Source organism: Jatrophihabitans lederbergiae, from assembly GCF_031845305.1.
GTDB lineage: Bacteria > Actinomycetota > Actinomycetes > Mycobacteriales > Jatrophihabitantaceae > Jatrophihabitans_A > Jatrophihabitans_A lederbergiae.
On record NZ_JAVREH010000001.1, the window covers coordinates 58,776 to 83,763 of the forward strand.

A 24,988-nucleotide genomic window follows, 5' to 3' on the forward strand; every position below is an offset into this window, starting at 1 on the left:
TGCTGTCGCGCTCGGACCTGTCTGCTCAGGCCGTCCCTCTGGGAAATTGTCTGGTCCGGAAAGCTCAGTCGCTGAGGGCCAGCAGGGCGACCGGGTAGTCCGCGAGCAGCACGGCCACCTCGACGGTGCCGCTGTACTCGTGGCCGGTGAGATCGTCCCGGTAGCGGCCGTTGGGCAGGGTCACCGCGGTGTCGTGCCACCCCCCGGCGCGCTGCAGGCCGACCGGAAGCCGGGTCGCCACGGTGATCGCGCCGCCACGGTCGAAGGCCACCACGTGCTCGGCCGCCTCGCCCGCCGCGGTCAGCGGCGTGTACGAGCTGAACCGGTCCGGGTGCAGCCTGCGCAACCGCAGCACGCACGCGGTCAGCCACAGCTTCGCCTTTCCGATCATCTCGAGCTGCAGTCCCGGCGTACTGGACCGGCCGCTATTGACCGAATGCGCCGGACGGCTGTCGAGCTCACTCAGCAACTGCCGCCGCAGGTCGAAGTCGACCGGACGCCGATTGTCCGGATCCACCAGGGAATAGTCGAACAGCTCGGTGCCCTGGTAGACGTCGGGGATGCCGGGCATGGTGAGTTGCACCAGCTTCTGCGACAGGCTGTTGGACCAGCCGTGCGGCGTCACCTCGGCCATCAGGTCGTCGAGCAGGTTGTAGATCTCCTTGTCGACATAAGCCCGATCGACCACCGCGTGTACCGCTGCCTCGAAGTCGGCATCCGAGTCGCGCCAGCCGGTCCCCGCACTGGCCTCGCGCATCGCCTTCTCGGCATAGGCGTGCATCCGCTCCGGCTCGATCCAGCCGGCTCCGACGAACGTCTGCCAGAGCAGGTAGCCGAAGCTCTGGTCGGGCAGCGGGCAGCGCTGCATCAGCTGCTCGGCAGCCGCGTACCAGCGCTCGCCGAGTTCGGGCAGCACCGCGACCCGGGCCCGGACGTCCTCGCTGCGCTTGGTGTCGTGGGTGGACAGCGTGGTCATGGACTCGGGCAGCAGCCGCTGGCGCTGTTCCTGCGCGGCGTGGAACTCCGCGACCGTGCTGCCGAAGCTGCCGGGATCTCCGCCGACCTCGTTCAGGCCGATGGCCCGGTTGTAGCGGTAGTAGGCGGTGTCCTCGACGCCCTTGGCCATGATGGCACCGGTCGCCTGCTCGAAGCGGACGGTGACCTCCCGGTCCCCGCCAGCCAGCAGCGGGAGCAGCGCGTCGAAGGTGCCGGCGAGCTCGGGTTTGCGCGAGGTCGCCAACTGGACGGCCGCACGCAACTGCTCGTTGCCCACCGGCTGGTAGGACCGGTACACCGGAAACGCGACAGCCAGCTCGGTGAGGGCCGCGACCACGAGCTCGTCGCCGTCGGCCAGGTCCGGTGCCGCGGCCCGGACGGCCCGCCCGATGCGCAGCAGCTCCGCGTGCAGGATGGTGGTGGCGACCAGCCTCTTGCCCTGTGCGACATGGCTGCCCCAGTCCCGGTCATCGCCGGTGAGCGACCGGTACCGGCTGCTGGCCGTGGCCTCGTCGGCCGGGTCGTAGAGCAGCGAGTTGACCTCGGCCAGCGCGTCGTACCCGGTGGTGCCGGCGACCGGCCACTGTTCGGGCAGCAGCTCCCCGGGCTCGGTGATCTTCTCCACCGTGATCCACGAGTCGGGCGCGGCCGCGGCCAGCCACTCCAGGTACTCGGCCGGGTTGGCGAGGCCGTCCGGGTGGTCGATCCGGATTCCGTCGACGCCGCCGGTGGAAACCCAGCGCAGGAGCTCGGCATGGGTGGCGTCGAAGACGGCACGGTTCTCGACCCGGATGCCGGCCAGATCGGTGACGGCGAAGAAGCGCCGGTAGTTCTGCTCGGCGTCCGCCCGCCGGTAGCTGACCAGCTCGTAGTGCTGGCGCCCGTGCACCTCGGCGGGGGTCGCCCCCCCGGGCGCCGTGCCGGGTGCGATCGGGAAGCGGTGCTCGAAGTAGCGCAGCTCGCCGTCTTCCAGGGTGAGCTGGTCGTCGGTGAAGTCGTCCCCGAGGACAGGCAGCTTGATGCGGCCGCCGCCTGCCTTCCAGTCGACGTCGAACCAGGCGGCGTGCTCGCCCTCGCTGCCGAGACGGAGCAGCTCCCACCAGGCCTTGTTCTGCGCCGCGTCGGCGACGCCCATGTGGTTGGGGACGATGTCTACGACGACCTCGAGCCCGAGCTCGCGCGCCTTGGCGACCACGTCGAGGCGCCCCTGCTCACCGCCACGCTCGGGGTCCACCCGGTCATGGCTGGTGAGGTCGTAACCGTGGTCGGAGCCTGAGGTGGCCTGCAGGATGGGGGACAGGTAGACCGCGTCCGCCCCCAGCGTCTTCAGGTAGTCCGCCACCTCGGCCGCCGCGCTGAGCGGGAACTGCTGCCGGATCTGCAGCCGGTACGTCGAGGTGGGAACCGCCATCAGCTCATCCTCTGCAGCACGACCAGCGTGCGTGGCTGAACCGGCACCGTACTGCCCGGCGCGAACGGCTTCTCGTCGTCGCCGGCCAGCTCGTCCGAGGCAGTGTCGATGACGACCTGCCAGCAGACCTCGTCACCGAGACCGGGGAGCTGGAAGTCGATCGGCTCGTCGTGGGCGGAGAAGCAGAGCAGGAACGAGTCGTCGGTGACCGGGCCGCCGCGCTCGTCGGTGCCCGGAATGGCCGCGCCGTTGAGGAACACCGCGACCGACCGGCCGAAGCCGGAGTCCCAGTCCTCATCGGTCATCTCGCTACCGTCCGGACGCAACCAGGCGATGTCGGGCAGGCTCTCTTCACCCTTGCGCTTGATCGGCCGGCCGTCGAAGAACCGGCGGCGGCGGAACGCCGGGTGCTCCCGGCGAAGGGCGGCGATGCGGCTGGTGAACGCCATCAGCGCCTCGTCCGCGGACTTCCAGTCGATCCAGGTCAGCTCGTTGTCCTGGCAGTAGCCGTTGTTGTTGCCGTGCTGGGTGCGGCCGAGCTCGTCACCATGGCAGAGCATCGGAACGCCCTGCGACAGGAACAGTGTCGCGATGAGGTTGCGCTGCTGCCGCGCGCGCAGCGCGTTGATCCCGGGGTCATCCGTCGGGCCCTCGACGCCGCAGTTCCACGACCGGTTGTGGCTCTCGCCGTCGTTGTTGTTCTCGCCGTTGGCCTCGTTGTGCTTCTCGTTGTACGACACCAGGTCGCGCAGCGTGAAGCCGTCGTGCGCGGTGACGAAGTTGATGCTGGCGACGGGCCGGCGGGCGGAGTGCTCGTACAGGTCGGCCGAGCCGGTGAGCCGGGCCGCGAACTCGCCGAGAGTGGCCGGCTCGGCGCGCCAGAAGTCACGGACGGTGTCGCGGTACTTGCCGTTCCATTCAGTCCATTGCGGCGGGAAGTTGCCGACCTGGTACCCGCCGGGGCCGATGTCCCACGGCTCGGCGATGAGCTTGACCTGACTGACGGTCGGGTCCTGCTGCACGAGTTCGAAGAAGCTCGACAGCCGGTCCACGTCGTAGAACTCGCGGGCCAGGGTGGCGGCGAGGTCGAAGCGGAAGCCGTCGACGTGCATCTCGGTGACCCAGTACCGCAGCGAGTCCATGATCAGCTGCAGCGAGTGCGGATGCCGGACGTTGAGGCTGTTGCCGGTACCGGTGTAGTCGGTGTAGTAGCGCTTGTCGTCCTCTTCGAGCCGGTAGTACGCGGCGTTGTCGATGCCGCGGAAGCTGACCGTCGGACCCAGGTGGTTGCCCTCGGCGGTGTGGTTGTAGACCACGTCGAGGATGACCTCGATGTCGGCGGCGTGCAGCGCGCGCACCATGGTCTTGAACTCCTGCACCTGGCCGCCGGGCGTGGTCGACGAGCTGTACTTGGAGTCCGGCGCCAGGAAGCCGATGGTGTTGTAACCCCAGTAATTGCTCAGGCCCTTGTCTATCAGCGTGGAGTCGTTGGCGAAGTGGTGGACGGGCATCAGCTCGATCGCGGTCACGCCGATGGAGTGCAGGTGCTCGATGATCAGCGGGTGCGCGACGCCGGCGTAGGTGCCGCGAAGCTCCTCCGGCAGGCCCGGGTGCCGCTCGGTGAGGCCCTTGATGTGCGCCTCGTAGATCACGGTGTCGGCGTACTGGCGCTTCGGGGGCCGGTCGACGCCCCAGTCGAAGAACGGGTTGATCACCACGGACTTCGGCATGTGCTCGGCCGAGTCGTCATCGTTGCGGCTGTCGGGGTCGCCGAAGTTGTAGCCGAACAGCGACTGCTCCCAGTCGAAGGTGCCGTGAATGGCCTTCGCGTACGGGTCGAGCAGCAGCTTGTTGGGGTTGCACCGCTGACCGTTCTCGGGGTCATGGGGCCCATGCACGCGGTAGCCGTAGAGCTGACCGGGCTCGATACCTGGTACGAAGGCGTGCCAGACCAGGCCGTCGACCTCCGGAAGGTCGATCCGGGTCTCGGTGCCGTCGGCGTCGAACAGGCACAGCTCGACCCGGTCAGCGATGTCGCTGAAGAGGCCGAAGTTGGTGCCCGAGCCGTCGTAGGTTGCACCGAGCGGGTACGCGGTGCCTGGCCAGATCTGCATGAGTCTCCTTGATTGCCCGAAACGCTGATTCCCCAGCGTTCCAGATGCTCGCAACTGGCCGGACGAGCAGCCCCCGGTAAGCGGGGGGTTCGGAGGAGATATTACCGACAGCGTCCGACGGCACGCGCCACCGCTGACGCCGCGCTACCTCAGTGCTGGCCCACTCAGTGCTGGCCCACTCAGTGTTCGCTCGAGCCGTTGAGCTGGTCCGAGCCCGTGAGCTGCTCCGTCGCGGTGCTGAGGGGCGGCACGGTGGGCAGCGGCGGGACGGACGGCAGCGCCGTTGCGGGCTGGTCGTCGAGGCCCTCGTGCGCCAGTAACGAGTCGGGATCGCCGTCCGAGGCCCGCAGGTTGCCGGCCTCGGGCTGGGCCGCGGCGGGCGGCAGGTTGGAGTCGAACCAGCCCTCGGTGTCGATCTTCTCCCCGGGCGGGGTGTCGGCTGCCGCGTTCGGACCGCCGGTGCTGGTCGCCGACAGCCAGGACGGGGTGCCTCCAGCAGTGCTGGCGGTGCCCCCAGCACCGTCGGTGCTGGCGGTGCGCCCAGTGCCTGCCGCCGCGCTGCCGGCCGCGCCCGCGAGGCCGGCCAGGCCTTCGAGTGCCTTGGAGAACTCGCTCGGCACGATCCACATCTTGTTGGCGTCGCCCTGAGCTATCTGGGGCAGCGTCTGCAGGTACTGGTAGGCGAGCAGCGCCGGGTCCGGCTTCGCGGCGTGAATCGCGTTGAAGGTCGTCTCGATCGCCTTGGCCTGGCCCTGGGCGCTGAGGTAACGGGCGGCGCGCTCGCCCTCCGCGCGCAGGATGCGGGACTGCCGGTCCGCTTCCGCGGCGAGGATCGTGGCCGTCTTCGCACCCTCGGCCGACAGGATCTGCGCCGCCTTCTGACCCTCGGCGGTCTTGATGGCTGATTCCCGTTGCCCTTCGGCGGAAAGGATGATCGCGCGCTTGTCGCGGTCGGCCCGCATCTGCTTCTCCATGGCGTCGCGGATGGAAGGCGGTGGCTCGATCGCCTTGATCTCGACCCGGGCGACCCGGATTCCCCACGGGCCGGTGGCCTCGTCCAGCACCCCGCGCAGCTGGGTGTTGATGCCGTCCCGGCTGGTCAGCGTCTGCTCCAGGTTCAGGGAGCCGACCACGTTGCGCAGCGTCGTGATGGTGAGCTGCTCGACGGCCTGGATGTAGTTCTGGATCTCATACGTGGCCGAGCGCGGGTCGGTGACCTGGAAGTAGATGACCGAGTCGATGCCCACCGTGAGGTTGTCGGAGGTGATCACCGGTTGCGGCGGGAAGCTGACGACCTGCTCGCGCATGTCGATCAGCGGCCGCATCCGGTCCACGAAAGGCACCAGCACGGCTACCCCGGGACCCTGGGTGCGGGTGTACCGGCCCAGCCGTTCGACCACCGACGCGCGCGCCTGCGGCACGATCCGAACGCTGCGCAGCAGCGTGATGACGACAAGCGCGGCGACGATCAACACCGCGATCAGTACAGCGTCCATGCTGACTCCTTCTCAGAGATCTGTGCGGTCTCACTGGCTCTCGGCGGTGCTGGGTCTGCGTCTCGGGTGCGGGATCGGGTTTTCACAGCGTGTGGGTCCAGACGAGCGCGGTCGCGCCGCTGATCTGCATCACCTGCACGCTGGCGCCCACCGGGATCACCTGGGTCTCGTCGTAGGATCGGGCCGACCACTCGCCGCCATTGAGCCGGACCCGGCCGCCCTTGGCGTCGACCGTGCTCAGCACGATGGCGTTCGTACCGACCAGCGCGCTGGTCCCGTCCAGAGTCGTGTCTGTCCCGGTGAGGTGGCGCTTGGCGACCGGCCGGACGAACAGCAACAGCGCCAGCGCGCCGGCGATAGCGACGGCGACCTGCGCCGCCGGTGGCAGTCCCGCCGCCGCGCCCACGCCGCCCGCCGCGGCGCCGCCCGCGCACATGATCAGCACCAGGTCCAGCGACAGCGTCTCAGCACCCGCCAACGCCGCGGCGAGGATGAGCCAGAGCAGCCAATCGTGCACGCCCCCATGGAACCACGCTATGGCGGTTCTGCCCGCTGAAAGGAGCCTTCTGTGACCGCTTCTCAACCGGGCTGGTCCAACCGGCTTCGTCGGGCTGTCCTTTCCCGCGTCCGGAGGGGCGCAATATGAACGGATGCTCTCATCCCTCGCCCCGGCGCGCCGCCGGCTCGTCGTCGGGATTGTGGCCCTCGTCCTGCTCGCCGCGCTGGTGGCAGTCGGGATCGCGATCGCCGGCGGGTCCTCGCGCGGCAAGGCCGGGACCGCGCCACCGGTCGCACAGAGCAGGCCGGGTCCCGTGCTCCTGCTTCCCGGCTACGGCGGGTCCACCACCGGACTGCGGGTACTGGCGGGACGGTTACGGACGTCCGGCCGGGGCGTCGAGGTGGTCAGCCTGCCGGACAACGCCCAGGGCGACCTGCGGGCGCAGGCGCGGGTGGTGGCGAGCGCGGCCAAGGCGGCAATGGCACGAGCGGGCGCCGCGTCCGTGGATGTCGTCGGGTACTCCGCGGGCGGCGTGGTCGCCCGGATCTGGCTCAAGGAAGACGGCGGGGCGGCGATCGCGCGACGCGTGGTCACCCTCGGCGCGCCACAGCACGGAACGGAACTGGCCACGCTGGGATCGCTGTTCCAGGGGGAATGCCCGACGGCGTGCCAGCAGTTGACGCCGACCAGCGACGTGCTCGCCGCGCTCAACGCGGACAACGAGCTTCCGGCCGGTCCCGCCGTGATTTCGCTGTGGAGCAGCAGCGACGAGGTGGTGATCCCGCCGCGGTCGGCTGAGTTGAAGGGCGCGCTGAACATCGAGATTCAGCAGGTCTGCGCCGGTTCCACTGTGCGGCACGGCGCGTTGCCGACCGACCCGCTGGTGTCGGCGATGGTGGCCGTGGAGCTCGGTGGCAGCCGGCCGACCAGCCTCACCGCCAGGGACTGCGCCCGGTTGAGCAAGGGCTCCTGAGCCGACTTGTTGGGCTGTGCTGGCTCAGCTGGTGATGTCCTTGGTGGTGAAGTTTGCCCAGGCGGCGCCGAGCAGAACCACCACGTACACGCCCTGCAGCGCGACCCCGCGCACTACGTTGCGCCACAGGATCGGATTGCGGAACAGGTCGATGAACGAGAGCCAGTACCGGGTCGGCAGGTACGGCTGCAGCGCGCGGGAGGCGTCGATGGTGAGCAGCAGCGACGACGCGATCAGGATGGCCAGCGCGCCGAGGCTGGCCGACAGGGCGGAGTCGGTGAGGGTGGACAGGAACAGCGCGACCGCGGCGACCCCCAGCATCGAGAAGGCCACGTAGCCGACGGCGATCAGCGTCCGGACGGCGAGCTGGCCGGGTGTGAGCGCGCTCCCCGACACACTGGTCACCGCGACGCCCAGGGACTGGTTGCCCAGCAGCGCGCGCCCGACCAGGAACCCGGTGCCGGCGACCACCACGACGGAGACGCACACGAACACGAACACCGCGACGAGCTTCGCGGCGAGCAACCTGGTCCGCCCGACCGGGCGGATCAGCAGGTAGCGCAGCGTTCCGCCCTGGGCCTCGCCGGCAATGGAGTCACCGGCGACGACCGCCACCGCGACCGGCAGGAACAGCGGCAGCACGATGCCGAGCGCGGCCACCGCGAACAGCGAGCCGTTGGCCAGCACCGCCGACAGGAACGCCGGCCCCTGCCCGGGCCGCGGGCCGATGTGCGTGATCGCCAACAGCACCGCCACGAGCGTCGGCAACGCGTCCAGCAGCGCGATCGTCAGCCAGGTCCGGGGCCGGCGGAACAGCTTGAGTAGTTCGATCCTGATCACGAGGGCTCCACCCGATCCGCGCTCGGTCCGGTGAGCTCCAGAACGGTCTGTTCCAGACTTCGCCGTTCCAGGCCGAGCTCACTGACCCGGACGCCGCGCTGCACCAGCCGGGCATTGAGCTCGGCCGGGTCCAGGGCGCGAATCAGCAGCCGGTCGCCGTCCTGGTGCTCGACGTGTCCGTCCAGCAAAGACCGGGCGGCGGCGATGTCGGGCGTGCGCACCACGATCCGTCCGGTGGGTTTCTGCAGGTCTGCCAGCTGTGATTGCACGATCAGCCGGCCACGGTCGAGCACTCCGACCCGGGTGCACAGCTGTTCCACCTCGGCGAGCAGATGGCTGGACAGGAAGATGGTGGTGCCGTTGGCGTGCAGGTGCAGCAGCAGCTGGCGGATCTCCTGGATGCCCTGTGGGTCCAAGCCGTTGGTGGGCTCGTCCAGGATCAGCAGTTCGGGAGACCGCAACAGGGCCGCGGCCAGGCCGAGTCGCTGGCGCATGCCCAGCGAGTACGCTTTCACCGGGCGCCGTCCGACACCACCCAGGCCGACGTGCGTCAATGCCTCGTCGACCCTAGCGCCGCGGTTGCGGCGGCTGGCGCCGGGACCGCTGCCATCGAGCAGCAGCAGGTTGGTCCGGCCGGACAGGTGCCCGTACGAGCCGGGACCCTCCACCAGCGCGCCGACCTTGGGCAGCACCCGACCGGTGGCCTTGGGCATCCGCTGGCCGAGCAGCTCGATCTGGCCGGACGTCGCCAGCACCAGGCCCAACAGCATCCGGACGGTGGTGGTCTTGCCGGAGCCGTTCGCGCCCAGGAAGCCGTAGATGTCACCGCGGCGCACATCCAGGTCGATGGAGTCGACCGCGACGAGCGAGCCGAACCGCTTCGTCAGGCCGCGGGTGGCGATGACGGAGGTGCCGGCGGTCGAGACGGCGGCTGATGGGCTGAACAAGCCTTCGGACGCGGGCGCGCCGCCAGAGCTGTGAGAGTCGCCGGGTGTGGCACCTAGTGCTGAGGCTTCGGTGCTCATGGCAGTTCCGGGTGCGGCGGGAGCTCGGCCGCGGCGGTGGTCAGGATGGTCGATTGCACGGTGCCGACCAGCAGCCAGGCGCTGCCGAATCGCGCACTGTTGCTGAGCAGCAGGTTCAACGGACCCACCGAGACGTTGAAGTCGGCGTTGGAATCGACGGTGCTGTCCCCGGGGCTCGCGCTGCTGGTCGGCTTGGCGGCGCCGAGCTGCTGGCGAAGCAGGTACGCGGCACGTCCGGGCAGCGGTACCGCGACGAACTCGGTGACGCCCCGGCCGTATACGCCGACGCTGCCGAGCTTGGGCAGCGCGGTGTTGCGAGCGATGCCGGCCAGGTTCGCCGGTGATACCACTCCGGCGAGCTGGTCGATTGCCGTGGCAAGGTCCTGCGAGGTGCCGCTGCTGATGCTCGCGTTCGCCGGCGGTGAGAAGGCGGTGACGGACGCCGACGGGGTGGCGAGTGACAGGTCCAGGAAGCTGCTGGATACCGCGGGGCTCAGGGCCTGCTTGCCCCGGACGACCACCCGGAGCGGCAGGCCGGTAGCGGGGTCGGCCCACACGTCGACGTGGTCGATGCTGGACGTCTGCGCGTCCGGCTGGATCCGCAGGCCGGCGGCGCTGTGCCCAGCGATGCGGTCCGAGCCGATCCGTGATGCCTCCCGGGGCAGTGCCTCGCTGAGTAACCGGCGCCCCAGCTCGGGCGGCGTGAGGTCGACCGCTGTCGGCAGCCGGACGCGGGGTGCCTGCGGTTGTTCGGTCCAGGTGGCGCTGTTCGACTCGTAGTTCCAGGTCCAGTAGCCCCGGGCGCTGCGCCGGACGTCGGTCTCGCCGGCGATACCCACCGAGTCCACGCGCCAGTCGTCGGTCGAGCGCCACCACACTCGTAGCTGGCTCTGGCCGCCGAACAGATCCGCGATGGAGCTGAACTGGTTGGTGACCGGCAGGCTCAACCCGCCGGTGGATTGGGCGTAGCCGCTGTACGGCGTGGATGCCGAGTGCTGGATGCGGGTGAGCAGTTGCGACGCGCTCAGCTCGGGGGTGTGCGACGGCAGCGCGCCGACTGCGGACGGCAACGCCACCAGGACCGCGATGCCGGCGAGGACGACAAGCCATCGCCGCGGGGAGGTCATTCCTCACGGTACGTCAGACGGCGGCGATGCTGCCCGCGTTGCCGACGAGCGTTCAGGCTCTCGGCTCGCAGGCAGCGATAGCCCGCAAGCGGCGGTAGTGCGGTTTCCCGATCTCCCGATGTCCCGATGTCGCGCTGGCAGTGCGACGCTGGCAGGGCTGCGCGGTGTCGGGGATAGTGGCTGGATGGCACACCCGATGACCCACGAGCAGATCCGTGCATTTCTCACCGAGGGGTACCGGACCGGCAAGGTCGCCACGGTGCGTGCGGACGGCCGTCCGCATGTGGCGCCGATCTGGTTCGTGCTCGACGGCGACGACATCGTCTTCATGACGGGGGCCGAGACGGTGAAGGGCAGGTCGCTGCGTCGCGATCCGCGGGTTGCGATGTCGGTGGACGTGGAGGAGCCACCGTACGGATTCGTGCTCGTCGAAGGGTCCGTGACGATCTCGACGGACCTGAACGAGATGCTGCCGCTTTCGATCGAAATCGCGCGACGGTATGTCGGTGACGAGCGCGCGGAGGAGTACGGCCGGCGCAATGCCGTCGAGGGCGAGTTGCTGATCCGGCTGCGTCCGGACAAGACCGTCGCCGTGGCTGACCTGATGGGCTGACCGCAGCACACCGGTGAAGCGCGGCCGTGGCGGGATGCAGCGGTCGTCCGGGCCAGTGCTCGGTACGGCGTCGACCCGCGCAGCGCACGGCGTTGGCCCGCGCTGCGCACGGCGTTGGGCCGCCCAGCGCACGGCACGGCATTGCCCGGCAGCATGCTCATCCTGAGACGATGGCTCATGGTGCTACCGAGAATCGTGAGTTGCGCAGGGGTTTTCGTTCCGGGTCGATCCACTCCGGTGGGATGAACCACGGGATCCCGGCACGCATGTCGATCGTCCATTGCTGGCGTTCGTGCCGGTCGTGGTGGTAGTCGCACAGCAGGCACATGCCGTCGACGTCGGTCTGGCCGCCGTCCGCCCACGGAATCACGTGGTGCTTCTCGGTCCACTCCGGCGGTGCCTGGCAGCCGGGAAACGCGCAGCCGCCGTCCCGGGCAATCAGTGCCAGTGTCTGATGCTCTGTTGCCAGCCGCCGTGTTCGACCGAGCGCCAGTGGCTTACCGTTGCTGTTGTGCACGATCCACGCGATAGCTGCTTGGTCGGCGAGTCGTAATGCGCAGTCGATGCTGAGCGGCTGGCCGAAGGACGTGCTTGCCACCCCGGTTCGCGACTCCAGTTGGTCGGCCGTCATGGTGATGAGCACGGTCGCGGGAGTGCCGCCGGACTTCGGCAGTTCGCCGGACCGCAGCGCGAGCTTGAGCACGGATCGGAAGGCGTCGTGGCGGCGCTGTCCCGGCGTGCGCTCATCGCGGCCGCCGGCGTCGGTGGGTTGCGGCGCAGACAGCGAGCCCAACACCGCACTCGCGAGAGCACTGCACTCCGCATCGAGTTCTCCGCTGATGCGATGCATACCATCGCCCAGAGCCGTTACGGTTACGTTCCTGCGACGTGCTTGGTCGCGCTCGTCGGTCAGGCTTCCATCGGGGTCAAGGGTGTCCAGCAGTCGGTGAGCCACACCGGTGAGCTGCCTCGCGTCGATCTTCGTTGCCCAGTCGGCGAGGAATCGCTCCGCCTCAGCAGCCTCCTCGACCGGCAAGCAGGCGGGAAGCTTGTGGAGCGTGCGCAGGATCACCGAGGCGTGCTCGTCGGTGATGCGTCCTGCGGTTCGGTGTTCGGCCGTTGCCTCCCATAATGGCGCGAGAGCCTGTCCCGAGGGCGACAGTCGCACGCCCAGCTCGCGAGCGTGTCGCACCCTGCGACCGGCCTCGGCAGGGGACAGGTTCAGCACTCCGGCCAGTACCGCGGCAGCGTTGCGCATCACCAGCCGCTCGGGAATGGCTCGGCTGTCCAAAGCCGCCACGACGTGCTGGTCGAAGCATTCGAGCCGGCGGCGCGCAGTCTCGACCGCGCGCATGGTGTCGAGCACTTCGGCGTCGGTCAGCGAATCCATCGGTGAACGCAGCAGATCGTCTACGGCAGCGGTCAGTGCGGTCACCCTCGCGGCAACCGACCCATCCATCCCCGAAACGCCCATAGGAGAAGGCTAGGACAGGGGTCTGACAAAACCGGGCCAAGCACAGCCGAGCCGATCAGAACCACTAGGGTCTGTCTCCCGGATCATGTCCTGAGCCAGAGGGCGAGGCTGGCTAGGACGACGCCGCCGAGGTAGTTGGTGGCGAGTTTGTCGAAGCGGCTGGCGATGCCGCGCCACTGCTTGAGTTGGGCGAAGCAGCGTTCGACGACGTTGCGGTCGCGGTAGGCGCTGTTGTCGAAGCTGTAGGGCCGGCCGCCGGCGCTGCCCCGAGCCGTGCGGTGGTGCTTCTGGTCCTCCCGCTCGGGGATCGTCACCGCGATGCCGCGACCGCTGAGCATGCGACGGTTCGTCCTGGAGCTGTAGCCCTTGTCCGCGAGCAGCCGGGTGGGCCGGGTCCGTGGTCTTCCAGGACCCTGCCGAGGCACCCGAATCTGCGCCAGCAACGGCCCGAGCAGCTGGGTGTCGTTGGTGTTCCCGCTGCTCAGCAGCATCGCCAGCGGCCGTCCCCGGCCGTCGCACGCCAGATGAACCTTGCTCGTCAAGCCGCCCCGCGACCGCCCGATCGCATGATCAACCGGCTCCAGGCGCAGATCCTTGTAGTTCGACCGAGCCCCCCCTGACCTGACAGGCCTGCGGCCGGGCCCCGGCGCTGTGCTGATGCGCACGGGCGATCGTGGAGTCCGCTGACACCACCCAGTCCAGGCCCCCAGCCGCGTCTGCGTCCGCCTGCACCGCCTGCAGCAGCCGCACGTACGTCCCGTCAGCGCTGAACCTGTCGTGCCGCTTCCACACCGTCTGCCACGGCCCGAACCGCTCCGGCAGGTCCCGCCACGGCGAGCCGGTCCGGAACCGCCACGCGATCGCCTCCAGCACCAGACGGTGATCCCGAAAGCGCCCCCCGCGCAACCCCTCCGAGCTCGGCAGCAACGGCTCGATCCGCGCCCACGCCTCATCTGAGAACACCACAGCAGCCATACCGAACAAGATCTCGCCCCCGACCGCCTACATCCCGGAGACACGCCCTAGGCGAAACAGGTCTCAGCCGCCAGGGCCTACAGGTGCCGGTGCACCGCGAAGATGTGCGCCGGCGCGTCGGGACTCAACCGGACGAAGTTGTGCTCGCTCCACGGATAGTTCACCCCGCTGAGCAGGTCGGCCGCGGCGAAGCTCTTGTCCGTCCCGATGCCCAGCTCGTCCAGTCGCAGGTGCACCCATCCCTCACGGGTGTTGTGCGGATCCATCGAGCACGCAACGAGAATCGTGTCACCGGTCGCGGAATCGTGCTTGGAGAACACCAGGATCGCGTCGTTCTCGCTGTAGTGGAAACGCAGGTTGCGCAACAGGTGCAGCGCGGGGTGCGCTCGGCGGATCCCGTTGAGTCGCTTGAGAAACGGCGCCAGCGAGTCGCCGCGCCTGATCGCGCCCTCGTAGTCGCGCGGGCGCAGCTGGTACTTCTCGGAGTTCAGGTACTCCTCGCTGCCAGGGCGGACCGGCACGTTCTCGTACAGCTCGTAACCCGAGTAGATGCCGTACGCGGGCGCCATCATCGAGGCGAGCACGGCGCGGATCGCGAACGCTGCGCGCCCGCCGTGCACCAGGAATTCATTGAGGATGTCGGGAGTGCTCGGAAAGAAGTTGGGCCGCATGTAGTCGGCCGCCTCGACCAGCTCCTCACCGTACTGCCCCAGCTCCGAGGCGGTGTTTCGCCAGGTGAAATAGGTGTAGCTCTGGGTGAAGCCGATCCGAGCCAGCTCATGCATCATGGCCGGCCTGGTGAACGCCTCGGCCAGGAAGAGCACGTCGGGATGCTCCGCCTTGATGCTGCGGATGAGCCACTGCCAGAAGTTGAGCGGCTTGGTGTGCGGATTGTCGACCCGGAAGATCCTCACACCGCGCGAGATCCACAGCAGCGCGACCCGCAGCACCTCGGCCGCCAGTCCGGCCGGGTCGTTGTCGAAGTTGAGGGGGTAGATGTCCTGGTATTTCTTCGGTGGGTTCTCGGCAAACGCAATCGTGCCGTCGGGCAACGTGGTGAACCACTCGGGGTGCTCGGTCACCCAGGGGTGATCCGGCGCGCACTGCAGAGCGAAGTCGAGCGCCACCTCGAGGTCCAGTTCACGGGCTCGCGCCACGAAGGCCGCGAAGTCCGCCTCGGTGCCCAGCTCGGGGTGGATGGCGTCGTGGCCACCCTCTGCCGAGCCGATCGCCCATGGCGAGCCGGTGTCCGTCGGCTTGGCGTTCAGGGTGTTGTTCGGTCCCTTGCGGTTGACCCGTCCGATCGGGTGGATCGGCGGCAGGTACGCCACGTCGAAGCCGAGGTCCGCGACGTAGTCCAGATGCTTGGTGGCGTCGGCGAGCGTGCCGTGCCGCGCCGGGCGCGCCGGATCGTCCGGGTCGTTGGCCAGCTCCGCGCCGATGGAGCGCGGAAAGAACTCGTACCAGGCGCCGTACAGTGCCCGCTGCCGATCGACCCAGACCTCGTGACTCGAGGACTCGGTGATCAGCTCGCGGACGGGGTAGTCATGGGCGAGCTCGCGCACCTCACTGCTCATCGCGCGGGTGGTGCGCAGGGGCAGGTCGACGGACTCCCGGCGCAGATCCGCCGCGGTCTCCAGGGCGAGCTCGGAGCCTGCCTTCGAGCCGGCCAGCTTCGATACCTCGTCGAAGAGCCGGGCGCCGATCTCGAGATCGTTGGCGAGTTCTTCGGCACTCTGGCCGGCGTCCATCTTGACCTCGACCGCGTGGTACCAGGTCGCCAGCGGATCGCGCCACGCCTCGATCACGTACGTCCAGGTGCCGGTGCTGTCGGCCACCACCTCGGCGCGCCAGCGGTCCGTGCCGCCGCCCAGCGGGCGCATCCGGTTGAAGCCGGCTGCTTTTCCGTCAGGTGAGCGCCACACGACAGACGCGGCTACGGCGTCGTGTCCCTCACCGAAGACGGTCGCCTCGACAGGGACCGGCTCGCCGACAACGGCCCTGGCGGGCAGCTCTCCGTGCGCGATCACCGGATGTACGAAATTGAGTCCTAAGCGTCCAGCCACGCCTCTACGGTATCGTCCCGGCGGCCGCCCGCAATCACCGCTGATGGGATTGTCCGTAAGCGCTACCGCCAGCCGCTATCGTGTGCGGAATGAAGGCACTACGACGACTGACCGTCCGCGCGGCCCTGCCCGCAGCACTGGCTCCGCTCGGCGAGATCGTGGCGAACCTACGCTGGTCCTGGCACGCGGATTCCCTAGACCTCCTGGAGTCGATCGACCCTGAGCTGTGGGCCGAGTGCAACGGCGACCCCGCCCGGCTGCTGGGCGGCGTGAGCACGGAGCGCCTCGCCGCCCTCGCCAAGGACCGCAAGTTCCTGCGCCGGCTGCAGGACGTCTCCGATGACCTGCGCGACTACCTGGAGCAGCCGCGCTGGTACCAGCGCCAGCAAGAGCTCGAGGCCGCCAAGCCCGCGAACGAAGCCTCGTCGCTGCCGTCCTCGGTGGCGTACTTCTCGCCCGAGTTCGGCATCGCCGAGGTGCTGCCGCAGTACTCCGGCGGCCTTGGAATTCTCGCCGGTGACCACCTCAAGGCAGCCTCGGACCTCGGCGCTCCCATCATCGGGGTCGGACTGCTCTACCGGGCCGGCTACTTCTCCCAGTCCCTGTCGCGCGAGGGATGGCAGCAGGAGCGCTATCCGTCGCTGGACCCCCAGGGCCTGCCGCTGACCCCGCTGCGCGACGTCGCCGGCAACCTTGCCCGGGTGCTGCTGGAACTGCCCGACCAACGCGCCCTGCACGCCCAGATCTGGCTGGCCTCTGTCGGCCGCGTTCCATTGCTGCTGCTGGACTCCGACGTCGAGGAGAACGACGCGGCGGCCCGCGGCGTGACCGACCGCCTGTACGGCGGTGGCCCTGAGCACCGCCTGCTGCAGGAGCTGCTGCTGGGTGTCGGCGGCGTCCGGGCGCTGCGCGTCTACTGCTCCATCACCGGTCATCCCGAGCCCGAGGTGTTCCACTCCAACGAGGGCCACGCGGGCTTCCTCGGCATCGAGCGGATCAGCGAGCTCAGCTCCGGCCCGGCCAAGCTGAGTTTCGCCGAGGCCCTGACGGCGGTACGCGCGGGCACGGTGTTCACCACCCACACCCCGGTTCCGGCCGGCATCGACCGCTTCGACCGCGACCTGGTGGCCGCCCACCTGGGCAAAGTTCCCGGCGTCCCGGTCGCCGAGGTCCTGGCGCTGGGCGCCGAGGATGATCCGACCAAGTTCAACATGGCGCACATGGGCCTGCGGCTCGGCCAGCGCGCCAACGGAGTGGCCCAGTTGCACGGCCGGGTCAGCCGCTCGATGTTCAACAACCTCTGGCCCGGCTTCGACGCCGACGAGGTGCCGATCACCTCGATCACCAACGGCGTGCACGCCCCGACGTGGATGGCGCGTGAATTTCTCGACCTCGCCGAGCAGGCGATCGGCTCCGAGGCGCTGGCGACCGGTGGCGGCTGGGCGGCCATCGACCAGGTCGAGGACACCGAGCTGTGGTCGACCAAGCGTGAGCTGCGTGCCCGGCTGGTCGGTGAGATCCGGCGCCGGATTCGGCAGAGCGGTGTCGAGCGCGGTTTCTCCGGTGTCGAGCTGGCGTGGACCGCCACGGCCTTCGATCCGGACGTGCTCACCATCGGATTCGCCCGGCGGGTGCCGTCCTACAAGCGACTCACCCTGATGCTGCGCGACCCGGCGCGGCTGAAGCGCCTGCTCACCGATCCTGACCGTCCGGTGCAGATCGTGGTGGCGGGCAAGTCGCACCCCGCCGACGACGGCGGCAAGGAGCTCATCGCGCAGCTCGTCCGGTTCACCGACGACCCGGAGGTCCGGGGCCGGATCGCCTTCCTGCCGGACTACGACATCGGCATGGCGCGCTACCTGTACTGGGGCAGCGACGTGTGGCTGAACAACCCGCTGCGCCCGCTCGAGGCCTGTGGTACGTCCGGGATGAAGGCGGCGCTCAACGGCGGCCTGAATCTGTCCATCAAGGACGGCTGGTGGGACGAGTGGTGCGAGGACGGCAAGAACGGCTGGGAGATCCCGTCCGCGGACGACTCGCTGACCGGTACCACCGACGACCACCGCGACGCCGTCGAGGCTGCCGCGATGTATGACCTGATCGAGCACCAGGTCTCGCAGCGGTTCTACAGCCGCGACGCCCGGGGGATTCCGACCCAGTGGATAGCGATGGTCCGCTACACCCTGAAGTCACTCGGACCGAAGGTGCTCGCGACCCGGATGGTCCAGGACTACATCCGCAAGCTGTACGCCCCGGCCGCGCGCTCGGCCGCCGTGCTGGTGGCCGATGACTTCGCGGCGGCGAAGGACCTGGCCGCGTGGAAGAGCTGGGTTGCCGGTGCCTGGAAGGACGTCGCCGTGCGGCACGTCGAATCGCACGTCGAGGGTGATCCGACCCTGGGTGGGTTCCTGCAGCTGCGGGCCGAGGTGGCGCTGTCCGGGCTGAAGTCCTCCGACGTCCAGGTGCAGGCGCTGTACGGGCCGGTGGACGCCGACAACCGGCTGACGTCGGTACAGATCGTGCCGCTGACCATGGCGGACGAGCGTGATCACACCGGGTTCTTCACAGGCGACGTGCCGCTGAAGAAGGCGGGTCCGTTCGGTTACACCGTGCGGGTGTTGCCGCACAACGATCTGCTCGCCAATCCCGCCGAAACCGGCCTGGTCGCCGCGGCGACGCAGGGCTAGCCGCCATGAAGGTATTGGTCACCGGCGCTCGCGGAAAGGTCGGGCGAGCGGCGGTCGCCGAGTTGCTCTCCGTCGGTCACGACGTGGTGAGCACCGATCTCGGCACGCCGACGTACGAGCGAGCCGAGCCCGGTTCGGCCCACTACATTCGGGCGGATCTGACCGACGCGGGGGCGGCGTTCCAGCTCGTACGCGGGATGGACGCGGTCGTGCACTGCGCCGCGATTCCCGAGCCCACTCAGGACGTTGCGCACACGGTGTTCGGCAACAACCTGCTGGCCGCGTTCAACATCGTCGAGTCGTGCGTCCGGATGGGTGTCTCCCGGCTGGTGAACGTCTCGTCCGAGACGGTGCCCGGAATGGCCTTCGCCGAGCGGCCGTTCGAGCCGGACTACTTTCCGATCGACGAGCAGCATCCGGTACGGCCGCAAGATCCGTATGCGCTGGCCAAGCACTTCGGCGAGCAGCTTTGCGACGCGGCAGTGCGCCGGTCGGACCTGCGCTGCGTGACGATCCGGCCGACCTGGGTGCAGGACGAGACGTCCTATGCGCGCAACCTCGGACCGATGATTCGGGCGGCGCGGTCCGGTAACCCGGAACCGAGCCTGAACGGCTGGTCCTACATCGACGCCTACGACCTGGCCATCGCGCTCCGGCTGGCGGCCGAGTCGGAGCTGTCCGGCCACGAGATCTTCTATATTTCATCACCGGATTCCGCCGGGATGCCGGACACCGCGGCCGCGCTGCGCGCCTTGTACGGGAACCGGGTCGAGGTCCGCGAGCTGCCGTTCGCCGATGCCTGCGGGACGTCGATCACGAAGGCCCGGCGGCTGCTCGGCTGGAATCCGACCCGCAGCTGGCGCGACTACCTGACGGACGAGGGCGAGGCTCGGCCGATCGACCGTGGCTGAGGGTTGGTCGACTGAGAATGAGCCCGTCGTCGAGTGGCCCCGTCGGCTGACGAGGAGCTTCGCCGGGCGTGCACCGGCTGATCGGCGCGGTGGTCGAACTTCGGGTTCAGACCCGGACGGCCCGCAGCAGCAGCACCGACCGGGCTTGTACCAGGAGCTGCGTTCCCGCCGCAACAGTGCTGACCGCCGTTCCACTCACTTCGGTAGTGTCGATGACGCTCTCGTACTGCTCGGCCCAGGGACGCCCGGGCAGCAGAAACCGCACCGGCTCGTCTCCGGAGTGCAGCACCAGCAGGTAGGACTCGTCGGTGATGACGTTGCCCCGGGGCCCGCGATGGCGCAGCCCCTGGCCGTCCAGGTACATGCCGATGGTGCGCAGTGCGGTGTCGAACCAGTCGCCGTCGTGGAGCTCGCGGCCTGAGGCGTGGAACCACGCGAGGTCCTTGCAGCCGTCGCCGCCCGGAAGCGGACGGCCCTCGAAGAACGCATGCCGGCGCAGCACCGGTGACTGCTTGCGCAAGGCGATCAGCCGGCGGGTGAGCGCCAGCAGGTCCGCCCCGGCCTCGGTGTCACTCCAGTCGATCCACGAGATCTCGTTGTCCTGCACGTAGGCGTTGTTGTTGCCGCCCTGGGTGCGATAGCGCTCGTCACCGGCCACCAGCATCGGAACGCCGGTGGACACTAGCAGCGTGGTGAGCAGATTGCGAACCTGCCGTAGCCGCAGGGTATTCACTCCTTCGTCCGCCGTCTCGCCCTCGACGCCGAAGTTGATCGAGCGGTTGTCGTCCGTCCCGTCGCGGTTGTTCTCGCCGTTGGCCTCGTTGTGCTTGCGTTCGTAACTGGCCAGGTCGCGCAGGGTGAAACCGTCGTGCGCGGTGACGAAGTTGATCGAGGCGAACGGGGAGCGGCCGTCGTCGGCATACAGGTCCGAGGAGCCCGTCAACCGGAAGGCGAGGTCGCGGACGCCGCCGGCGCCGTGGGCCCAGAAGTCCCTTACGGTGTCACGGTATTTGCCATTCCATTCGGTCCACAGCGGCGGGAACTCACCGACCTGGTAACCGCCGTCGCCGATGTCCCAGGGCTCGGCGATCAGCTTGACCTGGCTGATGACAGGGTCCTGGTGGATGGTGTCGAAGAAGGACGACAGCTTGTCGACGTCGTGCAGCGAGCGGGCCAATGCCGAGGCCAGATCGAAGCGAAAGCCGTCGACGTGCATCTCGGTGACCCAGTACCGCAGCGAATCCATCACCAGCTGCAGCACCGCCGGGGTACGGACGTCCAGGGTGTTGCCGCAGCCGGTGTAGTCCAGGTACCGGGAAGGATCGGCGGGGTCGACGCGGTAGTACGCCGCATTGTCGATTCCGCGGAACGACAGCGTCGGCCCGTCCGGCGTCGCCTCGCCGGTGTGGTTGTAGACGACGTCCAGGATCACCTCGATGCCGGCGGTGTGCATTGCCCGCACCATGGCCTTGAACTCGCGGACCTGGTTGCCGCCGAGCCGGCCGGTGTGGGTGGCGTAGGCCGCGTGCGGGGCGAAGAAGCCGATCGAGTTGTAGCCCCAGTAATTCTTGGCGCCGCGCCGCTGCAGGGCCGGCTCGGAGACGAACTGGTGGATCGGCAGCAGCTCGACCGCGGTCACCCCGAGGTCCTTGAGGTACGAGATGACCGCCGGGTGTGCCAGGCCGGCATAAGTTCCGCGCAGGTCAGCCGGAATGTCCGGATGGCGCGCGGTGAAGCCCTTGACGTGCAGTTCGTAGATGATCGTGTCGTCCCAAGGCCGGTTGGGACGGGGGTCGTTGCCCCACGGAAAGCTGTCCACCACCACGACGGAGCGAGGGACGTACGGCGCGGAATCCAGCTCGTTGTCGCCATATACCGCGTCGTTGTCAATGAAATCGCCCTCGATGGCCCGGGCGTACGGATCGATCAGCAGCTTGTGCCGGTTGTGCCGCAGGCCGGTGCTCGGGTTGTACGGGCCGTCCAGGCGGTAGCCGTAACGCTGGCCGGGGTTGATGCCGGGCAGGTAGCCGTGCCAGATGTGAAAGCTCTGCTCGACGAGCCGGGCCCGGTGCTCGGCTCCGGTGCTGTCGAAGAGGCAGACCTCGGCCCGGGTCGCGGTGGGGGACCAGACGCTGAAGTTGGTGCCCTCGCCGTCCCAGCTCGCGCCGAGCGGAAACGGCTTGCCCGGCCAGGACGCCACCGCGCCGAACTCGTCCGGTGCCGAGTCGAGCCGGCGGGCGACCACGTGCGAGAGATCAGCTGCCGATTCCATAGAGCGCCGACCTTACGCCCGGCTGACCGGGCCTCGGGCCGCAATCCGCGGACGTCGGGGCAGGGGGCTGTGCGGCGCGCCCTGCTGAGGCACCGGGAACGGCATGGGGTTGGATAGGGCCGTGGCGGTTCCTGACTTCGACGTTGATCCCGATGCCGTCCTGCAGTTGCGGCAGGCGACCGTGCGGCGTGGCTCCAAGCTGCTGCTCGATTCGGTCGACTGGACGGTCGAAGAGGATGAGCGGTGGGCCGTACTCGGTCCGAACGGCGCGGGTAAGACGACGATGCTGCAACTGGCCGCGGCGACCATGCACCCGACGTCCGGGCAGGTGGCGATCTTCGGCGAGCGGCTGGGCGCGGTGGATGTCTTCGAGTTGCGTCCCCGGATCGGCTTGTCCTCCGCGGCTCTGGCGCAACGGATTCCCGGCGGTGAGCTAGTCGTGGACGTGGTCGTGTCGGCGGGCTACGCCGTGATCGGACGCTGGCGTGAGGCCTACGGCCGGCTGGACGTCGGGCGGGCACGCGCGTTGCTGACCCGCTTCGGGGTGGGTGAGCTGGCCGATCGTACGTACGGCACTCTGAGCGAGGGCGAGCGGAAGCGGGTTCAGATCGCCCGGGCGCTGATGACCGACCCGGAGTTGCTGCTGCTGGACGAGCCCGCCGCCGGGATGGATCTGGGTGGCCGGGAGGATCTGCTGCGCCGGCTGGGCATGTTCGCGGTGGACGCCGAGGCACCGGCGATGATCCTGGTGACCCACCACGTCGAAGAGATTCCGCCGGGGATGACGCATGCCCTGCTGCTGCGCGCGGGCCGGGTCGTGTCGCAGGGCCTGATCGGCGACGTACTGACCTCCGAGAACCTGTCCGAGGCGTTCGGGTTGACGCTGACGGTGGAGCGCGAAGCCGCCCGGTTCTTCGCCCGGGCAGTGTGACGGGCGCATGTGATAGCCCGGGCAGTGTGACGGGCGCATGTGATCGCCCGGGCAGTGTGACGGGCGGGTGTGATAGCCCCGGGCAGTGTGACGGGCGCATGTGACATTTCGGGCGGTATGACCGTCCGGCGAGTGGGTGTCGGTAGGCTCGCGGCCATGACAGAGTTTGTGCAGCTCGAGGTCGACGGCTCGGTCGCCACCATCCGGATCAATCGCGCGCCGGTCAACGCCCTGAACGAGCAGGTACAGGAGGAGTTGCGCGAGGCCGCCACCGCCTGTACCCGCCGCGACGACATCAGGGTGGTCATCCTGTGGGGCGGCGAGAAGGTATTCGTCGCCGGCGCCGACGTCAAGGAGTTCCACACCATGTCCGCCCAGGACATGCAGCGTCGGGCGGCGGACCTGTCCTCGGCCCTGGACGCGGTGGCACACATCCCCAAGCCGGTGATCGCGGCGGTGACCGGCTACGCCCTCGGCGGCGGCTGCGAGCTGGCCCTGACGGCGGACTTCCGGATCAGCGCGGACAACGCCAAGTGGGGCCAGCCCGAGATCCTGCTCGGGGTCATTCCGGGCGCGGGTGGAACACAGCGGCTACCCCGGTTGATCGGCCCCGCCAAGGCGAAGGACCTGATCTACACCGGGCGGTTCGTCGCCGCCGACGAGGCGCTGGAGCTGGGCCTGGTGGACGCGGTGGTCGGCGCGGATGAGGTGTACCCGACGGCGCGGGCGATGGCCACCAAGTTCGCCGCTGGGCCGGCACTGGCGCTGCGGGCCGCCAAGGCCGCCATCGACGGCGGCCTGGACACCGACCTCGGCAGCGGCCTGAAGCTCGAATCGCACTTGTTCGCCGGGCTGTTCGCGACCGAGGACAAGCAACGCGGGATGGCCTCGTTCATCGAGCAGGGCCCCGGCAAGGCCCAGTTCGTGGGTAACTGACCGTGTCGGCAACAGAGAACCTTCAGCCCCAGACAAACACGAATCCGCAGACAAGCGCCAACCCGCACGCCAGCATCGAGCAGGTCGAGGCGGCCTGGCAGGACCCCAAGCTCGCCAATGTGCTTTACCACGACTGGGAAGCCGGAACCTACGACGAGAAGTGGTCGATCAGCTTCGACCAGCGCTGCATCGACTATGCCCGCGACCGCTTCACCCACGTGGCCGGCGATCAGGGCTGGCCGTACGGCAAGGCTCTGGAATTGGGCTGTGGTACCGGCTTCTTCCTGCTGAACCTCAAGCTCGCGGGCGTGCTGGACGAGGGCCACGTCACCGACCTGAGCCCCGGCATGGTCGGGGTCGCCATCCGCAACGCCGAGGGTCTGGGCTTCGCCGTCGAGGGCCGGGTGGCCGACGCCGAGTCGATCCCGTACCCCGACAACAGCTTCGACCTGGTGCTCGGCCACGCGGTGCTGCACCACATCCCGGACGTGGAGCAGGCGCTGCGCGAGGTGCTGCGGGTGCTCAAGCCGGGTGGCCGGCTCGTGTTCGCCGGCGAGCCGACGACGTACGGCGACTACATCGCCCGGCGGCTGTCCCGGCTGATTTGGTGGGCCACCACGCGGGCCACCAGGCTGAACCGGCTCTCGGCGTGGGAGCGGCCGAAGGCGGAACTGGACGAGTCCTCCCGTGCCGCGGCGCTCGAAGCGGTGGTGGACCTGCACACCTTCGACCCCGCCGACCTGCGCAGGCAGGCGCTGCGGGCCGGCGCGGTCGACGTACGCACCACCACCGATGAGCTGACAGCCGCCTGGTTCGGTTGGCCGGTGCGGACCTTCGAAGCGGCCGTTCCCAAGCACAAGCTCGGCATGCGCTGGGCAATGTTCGCCTTCCACAACTGGCAACGGCTGCACGCGCTGGACTCCAAGGTGCTGGCGCGGGTCGTCCCGGCGAAGCTGTTCTACAACGTCGAGATCACCGGAACGAAGCCCGAATGAGCACCTCGGTTCTGTTCGACCTGGACGGCACCCTCAGCGACTCCGCGCCCGGCATCCTCGGTTCACTGGAGTTCGCCTTCGACGAGCTGGGCCTGCCCTGGGTGGACGAGGTCACGGCCCGGTCGCTGCTCGGGCCGCCGTTCTGGCACTCGCTGCCGCCGCTGGTCGGTGCGAGCCGCGTGGACGAGGTCGTCGAGGTCTACCGACAGCATTACGTCGAGGACGGCGGGATGTTCAACACCCGGCGCTACGACGGTGTGATGGAGGTTCTCACCGCGCTCAGCGATGCCGGTTATCGGCTGGCCGTGGCGACCAGCAAGCCGGAAATCCACGCGGTGCGGATCCTCACCCACCTCGGCATCACCACCTTCTTCGAGCGGATCTGTGGCGACACCCTCGACGGCCAGCGCGGCTCGAAGGCGATGGTGGTCGGTGAGGTGCTGTCGCGGCTCGGGCGGCCGGACCCGGAGTCGGTGCTGATGGTCGGTGACCGCAGCCATGATGTGCTGGGCGCAGCCGCGCACGGCGTGCGTTGTGCCGGTGCGCTATGGGGATACGGCACCGTCGAGGAGTTGACCGCGGCCGGCGCGCTGCGGTTGTGCGAGCGCCCCGGTGAGGTGCTGGAGCTGCTCGGCGTCGGCCGCTGA

Annotated in this window: 19 protein-coding genes; 8 read left to right on the top strand and 11 right to left on the bottom strand. The window is 69.0% G+C overall.

Annotated elements, in window-relative coordinates:
• Window positions 1-64: 64 nt before the first annotated feature.
• The 4 genes from treY to RM423_RS00285 all read right to left on the bottom strand — a co-directional run bounded on the left by treY (window position 65) and on the right by RM423_RS00285 (window position 6,534).
• On the bottom strand, window positions 65-2,407 hold the full coding sequence (gene treY / locus RM423_RS00270) for a malto-oligosyltrehalose synthase (protein WP_311420981.1): 2,343 nt from the start codon (window positions 2,405-2,407) through the stop codon (window positions 65-67).
• Complete coding sequence (gene glgX, locus RM423_RS00275; protein WP_311420982.1) at window positions 2,407-4,521, bottom strand: glycogen debranching protein GlgX; 2,115 nt, start codon at window positions 4,519-4,521, stop codon at window positions 2,407-2,409. The genes treY and glgX (RM423_RS00275) overlap by 1 nt, the downstream gene beginning before the upstream one ends.
• A gap of 179 nt (window positions 4,522-4,700) precedes the next feature.
• Complete coding sequence (locus RM423_RS00280; RefSeq protein ID WP_311420983.1) at window positions 4,701-6,017, bottom strand: SPFH domain-containing protein; 1,317 nt, start codon at window positions 6,015-6,017, stop codon at window positions 4,701-4,703.
• Window positions 6,018-6,099: 82 nt separating this feature from the next.
• A complete protein-coding gene (locus RM423_RS00285; protein WP_311420984.1) occupies window positions 6,100-6,534 on the bottom strand; it encodes an NfeD family protein in 435 nt (144 codons plus the stop codon).
• Between the two features lie 133 nt (window positions 6,535-6,667).
• Between RM423_RS00285 and RM423_RS00290 the strand changes: the two genes are divergently transcribed.
• The gene (locus RM423_RS00290; protein WP_311420985.1) at window positions 6,668-7,489 is read left to right on the top strand and encodes a lipase family alpha/beta hydrolase; all 822 of its coding nucleotides are present in this window, start codon (window positions 6,668-6,670) and stop codon (window positions 7,487-7,489) included.
• A gap of 24 nt (window positions 7,490-7,513) precedes the next feature.
• Here the strand turns inward: RM423_RS00290 and RM423_RS00295 are convergent, their stop codons facing one another.
• The 3 genes from RM423_RS00295 to RM423_RS00305 are packed head-to-tail and all read right to left on the bottom strand — an operon-like array spanning window position 7,514 to window position 10,481.
• Complete coding sequence (locus RM423_RS00295; protein ID WP_311420986.1) at window positions 7,514-8,329, bottom strand: ABC transporter permease; 816 nt, start codon at window positions 8,327-8,329, stop codon at window positions 7,514-7,516.
• A complete protein-coding gene (locus RM423_RS00300) occupies window positions 8,326-9,354 on the bottom strand; it encodes an ABC transporter ATP-binding protein (RefSeq protein ID WP_311420987.1) in 1,029 nt (342 codons plus the stop codon). Before RM423_RS00300 ends, RM423_RS00295 begins: the two co-directional genes overlap by 4 nt.
• A complete protein-coding gene (locus RM423_RS00305) occupies window positions 9,351-10,481 on the bottom strand; it encodes a hypothetical protein (protein WP_311420988.1) in 1,131 nt (376 codons plus the stop codon). The genes RM423_RS00300 and RM423_RS00305 overlap by 4 nt, the downstream gene beginning before the upstream one ends.
• 184 nt (window positions 10,482-10,665) lie before the next feature.
• On the opposite strand from RM423_RS00305, the gene RM423_RS00310 reads away from it, so the two are divergent.
• Complete coding sequence (locus tag RM423_RS00310; RefSeq protein WP_311420989.1) at window positions 10,666-11,094, top strand: PPOX class F420-dependent oxidoreductase; 429 nt, start codon at window positions 10,666-10,668, stop codon at window positions 11,092-11,094.
• Window positions 11,095-11,269: 175 nt separating this feature from the next.
• Here the strand turns inward: RM423_RS00310 and RM423_RS00315 are convergent, their stop codons facing one another.
• The 3 genes from RM423_RS00315 to RM423_RS00325 form a co-directional block, all read right to left on the bottom strand.
• Complete coding sequence (locus RM423_RS00315; protein ID WP_311420990.1) at window positions 11,270-12,568, bottom strand: HNH endonuclease signature motif containing protein; 1,299 nt, start codon at window positions 12,566-12,568, stop codon at window positions 11,270-11,272.
• An 83-nt stretch (window positions 12,569-12,651) separates the two neighbouring features.
• Window positions 12,652-13,543 (bottom strand): IS5 family transposase gene (locus RM423_RS00320; RefSeq protein WP_396327532.1). Its coding sequence is split into 2 segments (ribosomal slippage): window positions 12,652-13,204 and window positions 13,203-13,543, totalling 894 coding nucleotides; the frame shifts between segments, so codons are not numbered across the junction.
• A gap of 77 nt (window positions 13,544-13,620) precedes the next feature.
• Window positions 13,621-15,609 (bottom strand): alpha-1,4-glucan--maltose-1-phosphate maltosyltransferase, encoded by a 1,989-nt coding sequence (locus RM423_RS00325; protein ID WP_311420991.1) that lies wholly within the window; start codon window positions 15,607-15,609, stop codon window positions 13,621-13,623.
• Between the two features lie 89 nt (window positions 15,610-15,698).
• Between RM423_RS00325 and glgP the strand changes: the two genes are divergently transcribed.
• Both glgP and RM423_RS00335 read left to right on the top strand, forming a co-directional pair.
• A complete protein-coding gene (glgP, locus tag RM423_RS00330) occupies window positions 15,699-18,296 on the top strand; it encodes an alpha-glucan family phosphorylase (protein ID WP_311420992.1) in 2,598 nt (865 codons plus the stop codon).
• A gap of 5 nt (window positions 18,297-18,301) precedes the next feature.
• Window positions 18,302-19,207, top strand: a complete 906-nt coding sequence (locus RM423_RS00335; protein ID WP_311420993.1) for an NAD-dependent epimerase/dehydratase family protein — start codon at window positions 18,302-18,304, stop codon at window positions 19,205-19,207.
• A 106-nt stretch (window positions 19,208-19,313) separates the two neighbouring features.
• On the opposite strand, the gene glgX (RM423_RS00340) is transcribed toward RM423_RS00335, so the two are convergent.
• Window positions 19,314-21,479, bottom strand: a complete 2,166-nt coding sequence (gene glgX, locus RM423_RS00340; protein WP_311420994.1) for a glycogen debranching protein GlgX — start codon at window positions 21,477-21,479, stop codon at window positions 19,314-19,316.
• A gap of 121 nt (window positions 21,480-21,600) precedes the next feature.
• On the opposite strand from glgX (RM423_RS00340), the gene RM423_RS00345 reads away from it, so the two are divergent.
• From RM423_RS00345 to RM423_RS00360, 4 genes are all read left to right on the top strand, one after another.
• Window positions 21,601-22,410: an ABC transporter ATP-binding protein gene (locus RM423_RS00345; RefSeq protein WP_311420995.1), complete on the top strand. Its 810-nt coding sequence runs from the start codon at window positions 21,601-21,603 to the stop codon at window positions 22,408-22,410.
• A gap of 156 nt (window positions 22,411-22,566) precedes the next feature.
• Entirely contained in the window at window positions 22,567-23,346 is a 780-nt protein-coding gene (locus RM423_RS00350) for an enoyl-CoA hydratase/isomerase family protein (protein WP_311420996.1), read from the top strand.
• Window positions 23,347-23,348: 2 nt separating this feature from the next.
• Window positions 23,349-24,341, top strand: a complete 993-nt coding sequence (locus RM423_RS00355; RefSeq protein ID WP_311420997.1) for a class I SAM-dependent methyltransferase — start codon at window positions 23,349-23,351, stop codon at window positions 24,339-24,341.
• Window positions 24,338-24,988 carry an HAD hydrolase-like protein gene (locus RM423_RS00360; protein WP_311420998.1) on the top strand — a complete coding sequence of 217 codons (651 nt, stop codon included), beginning with the start codon at window positions 24,338-24,340 and terminating at the stop codon, window positions 24,986-24,988. Before RM423_RS00355 ends, RM423_RS00360 begins: the two co-directional genes overlap by 4 nt.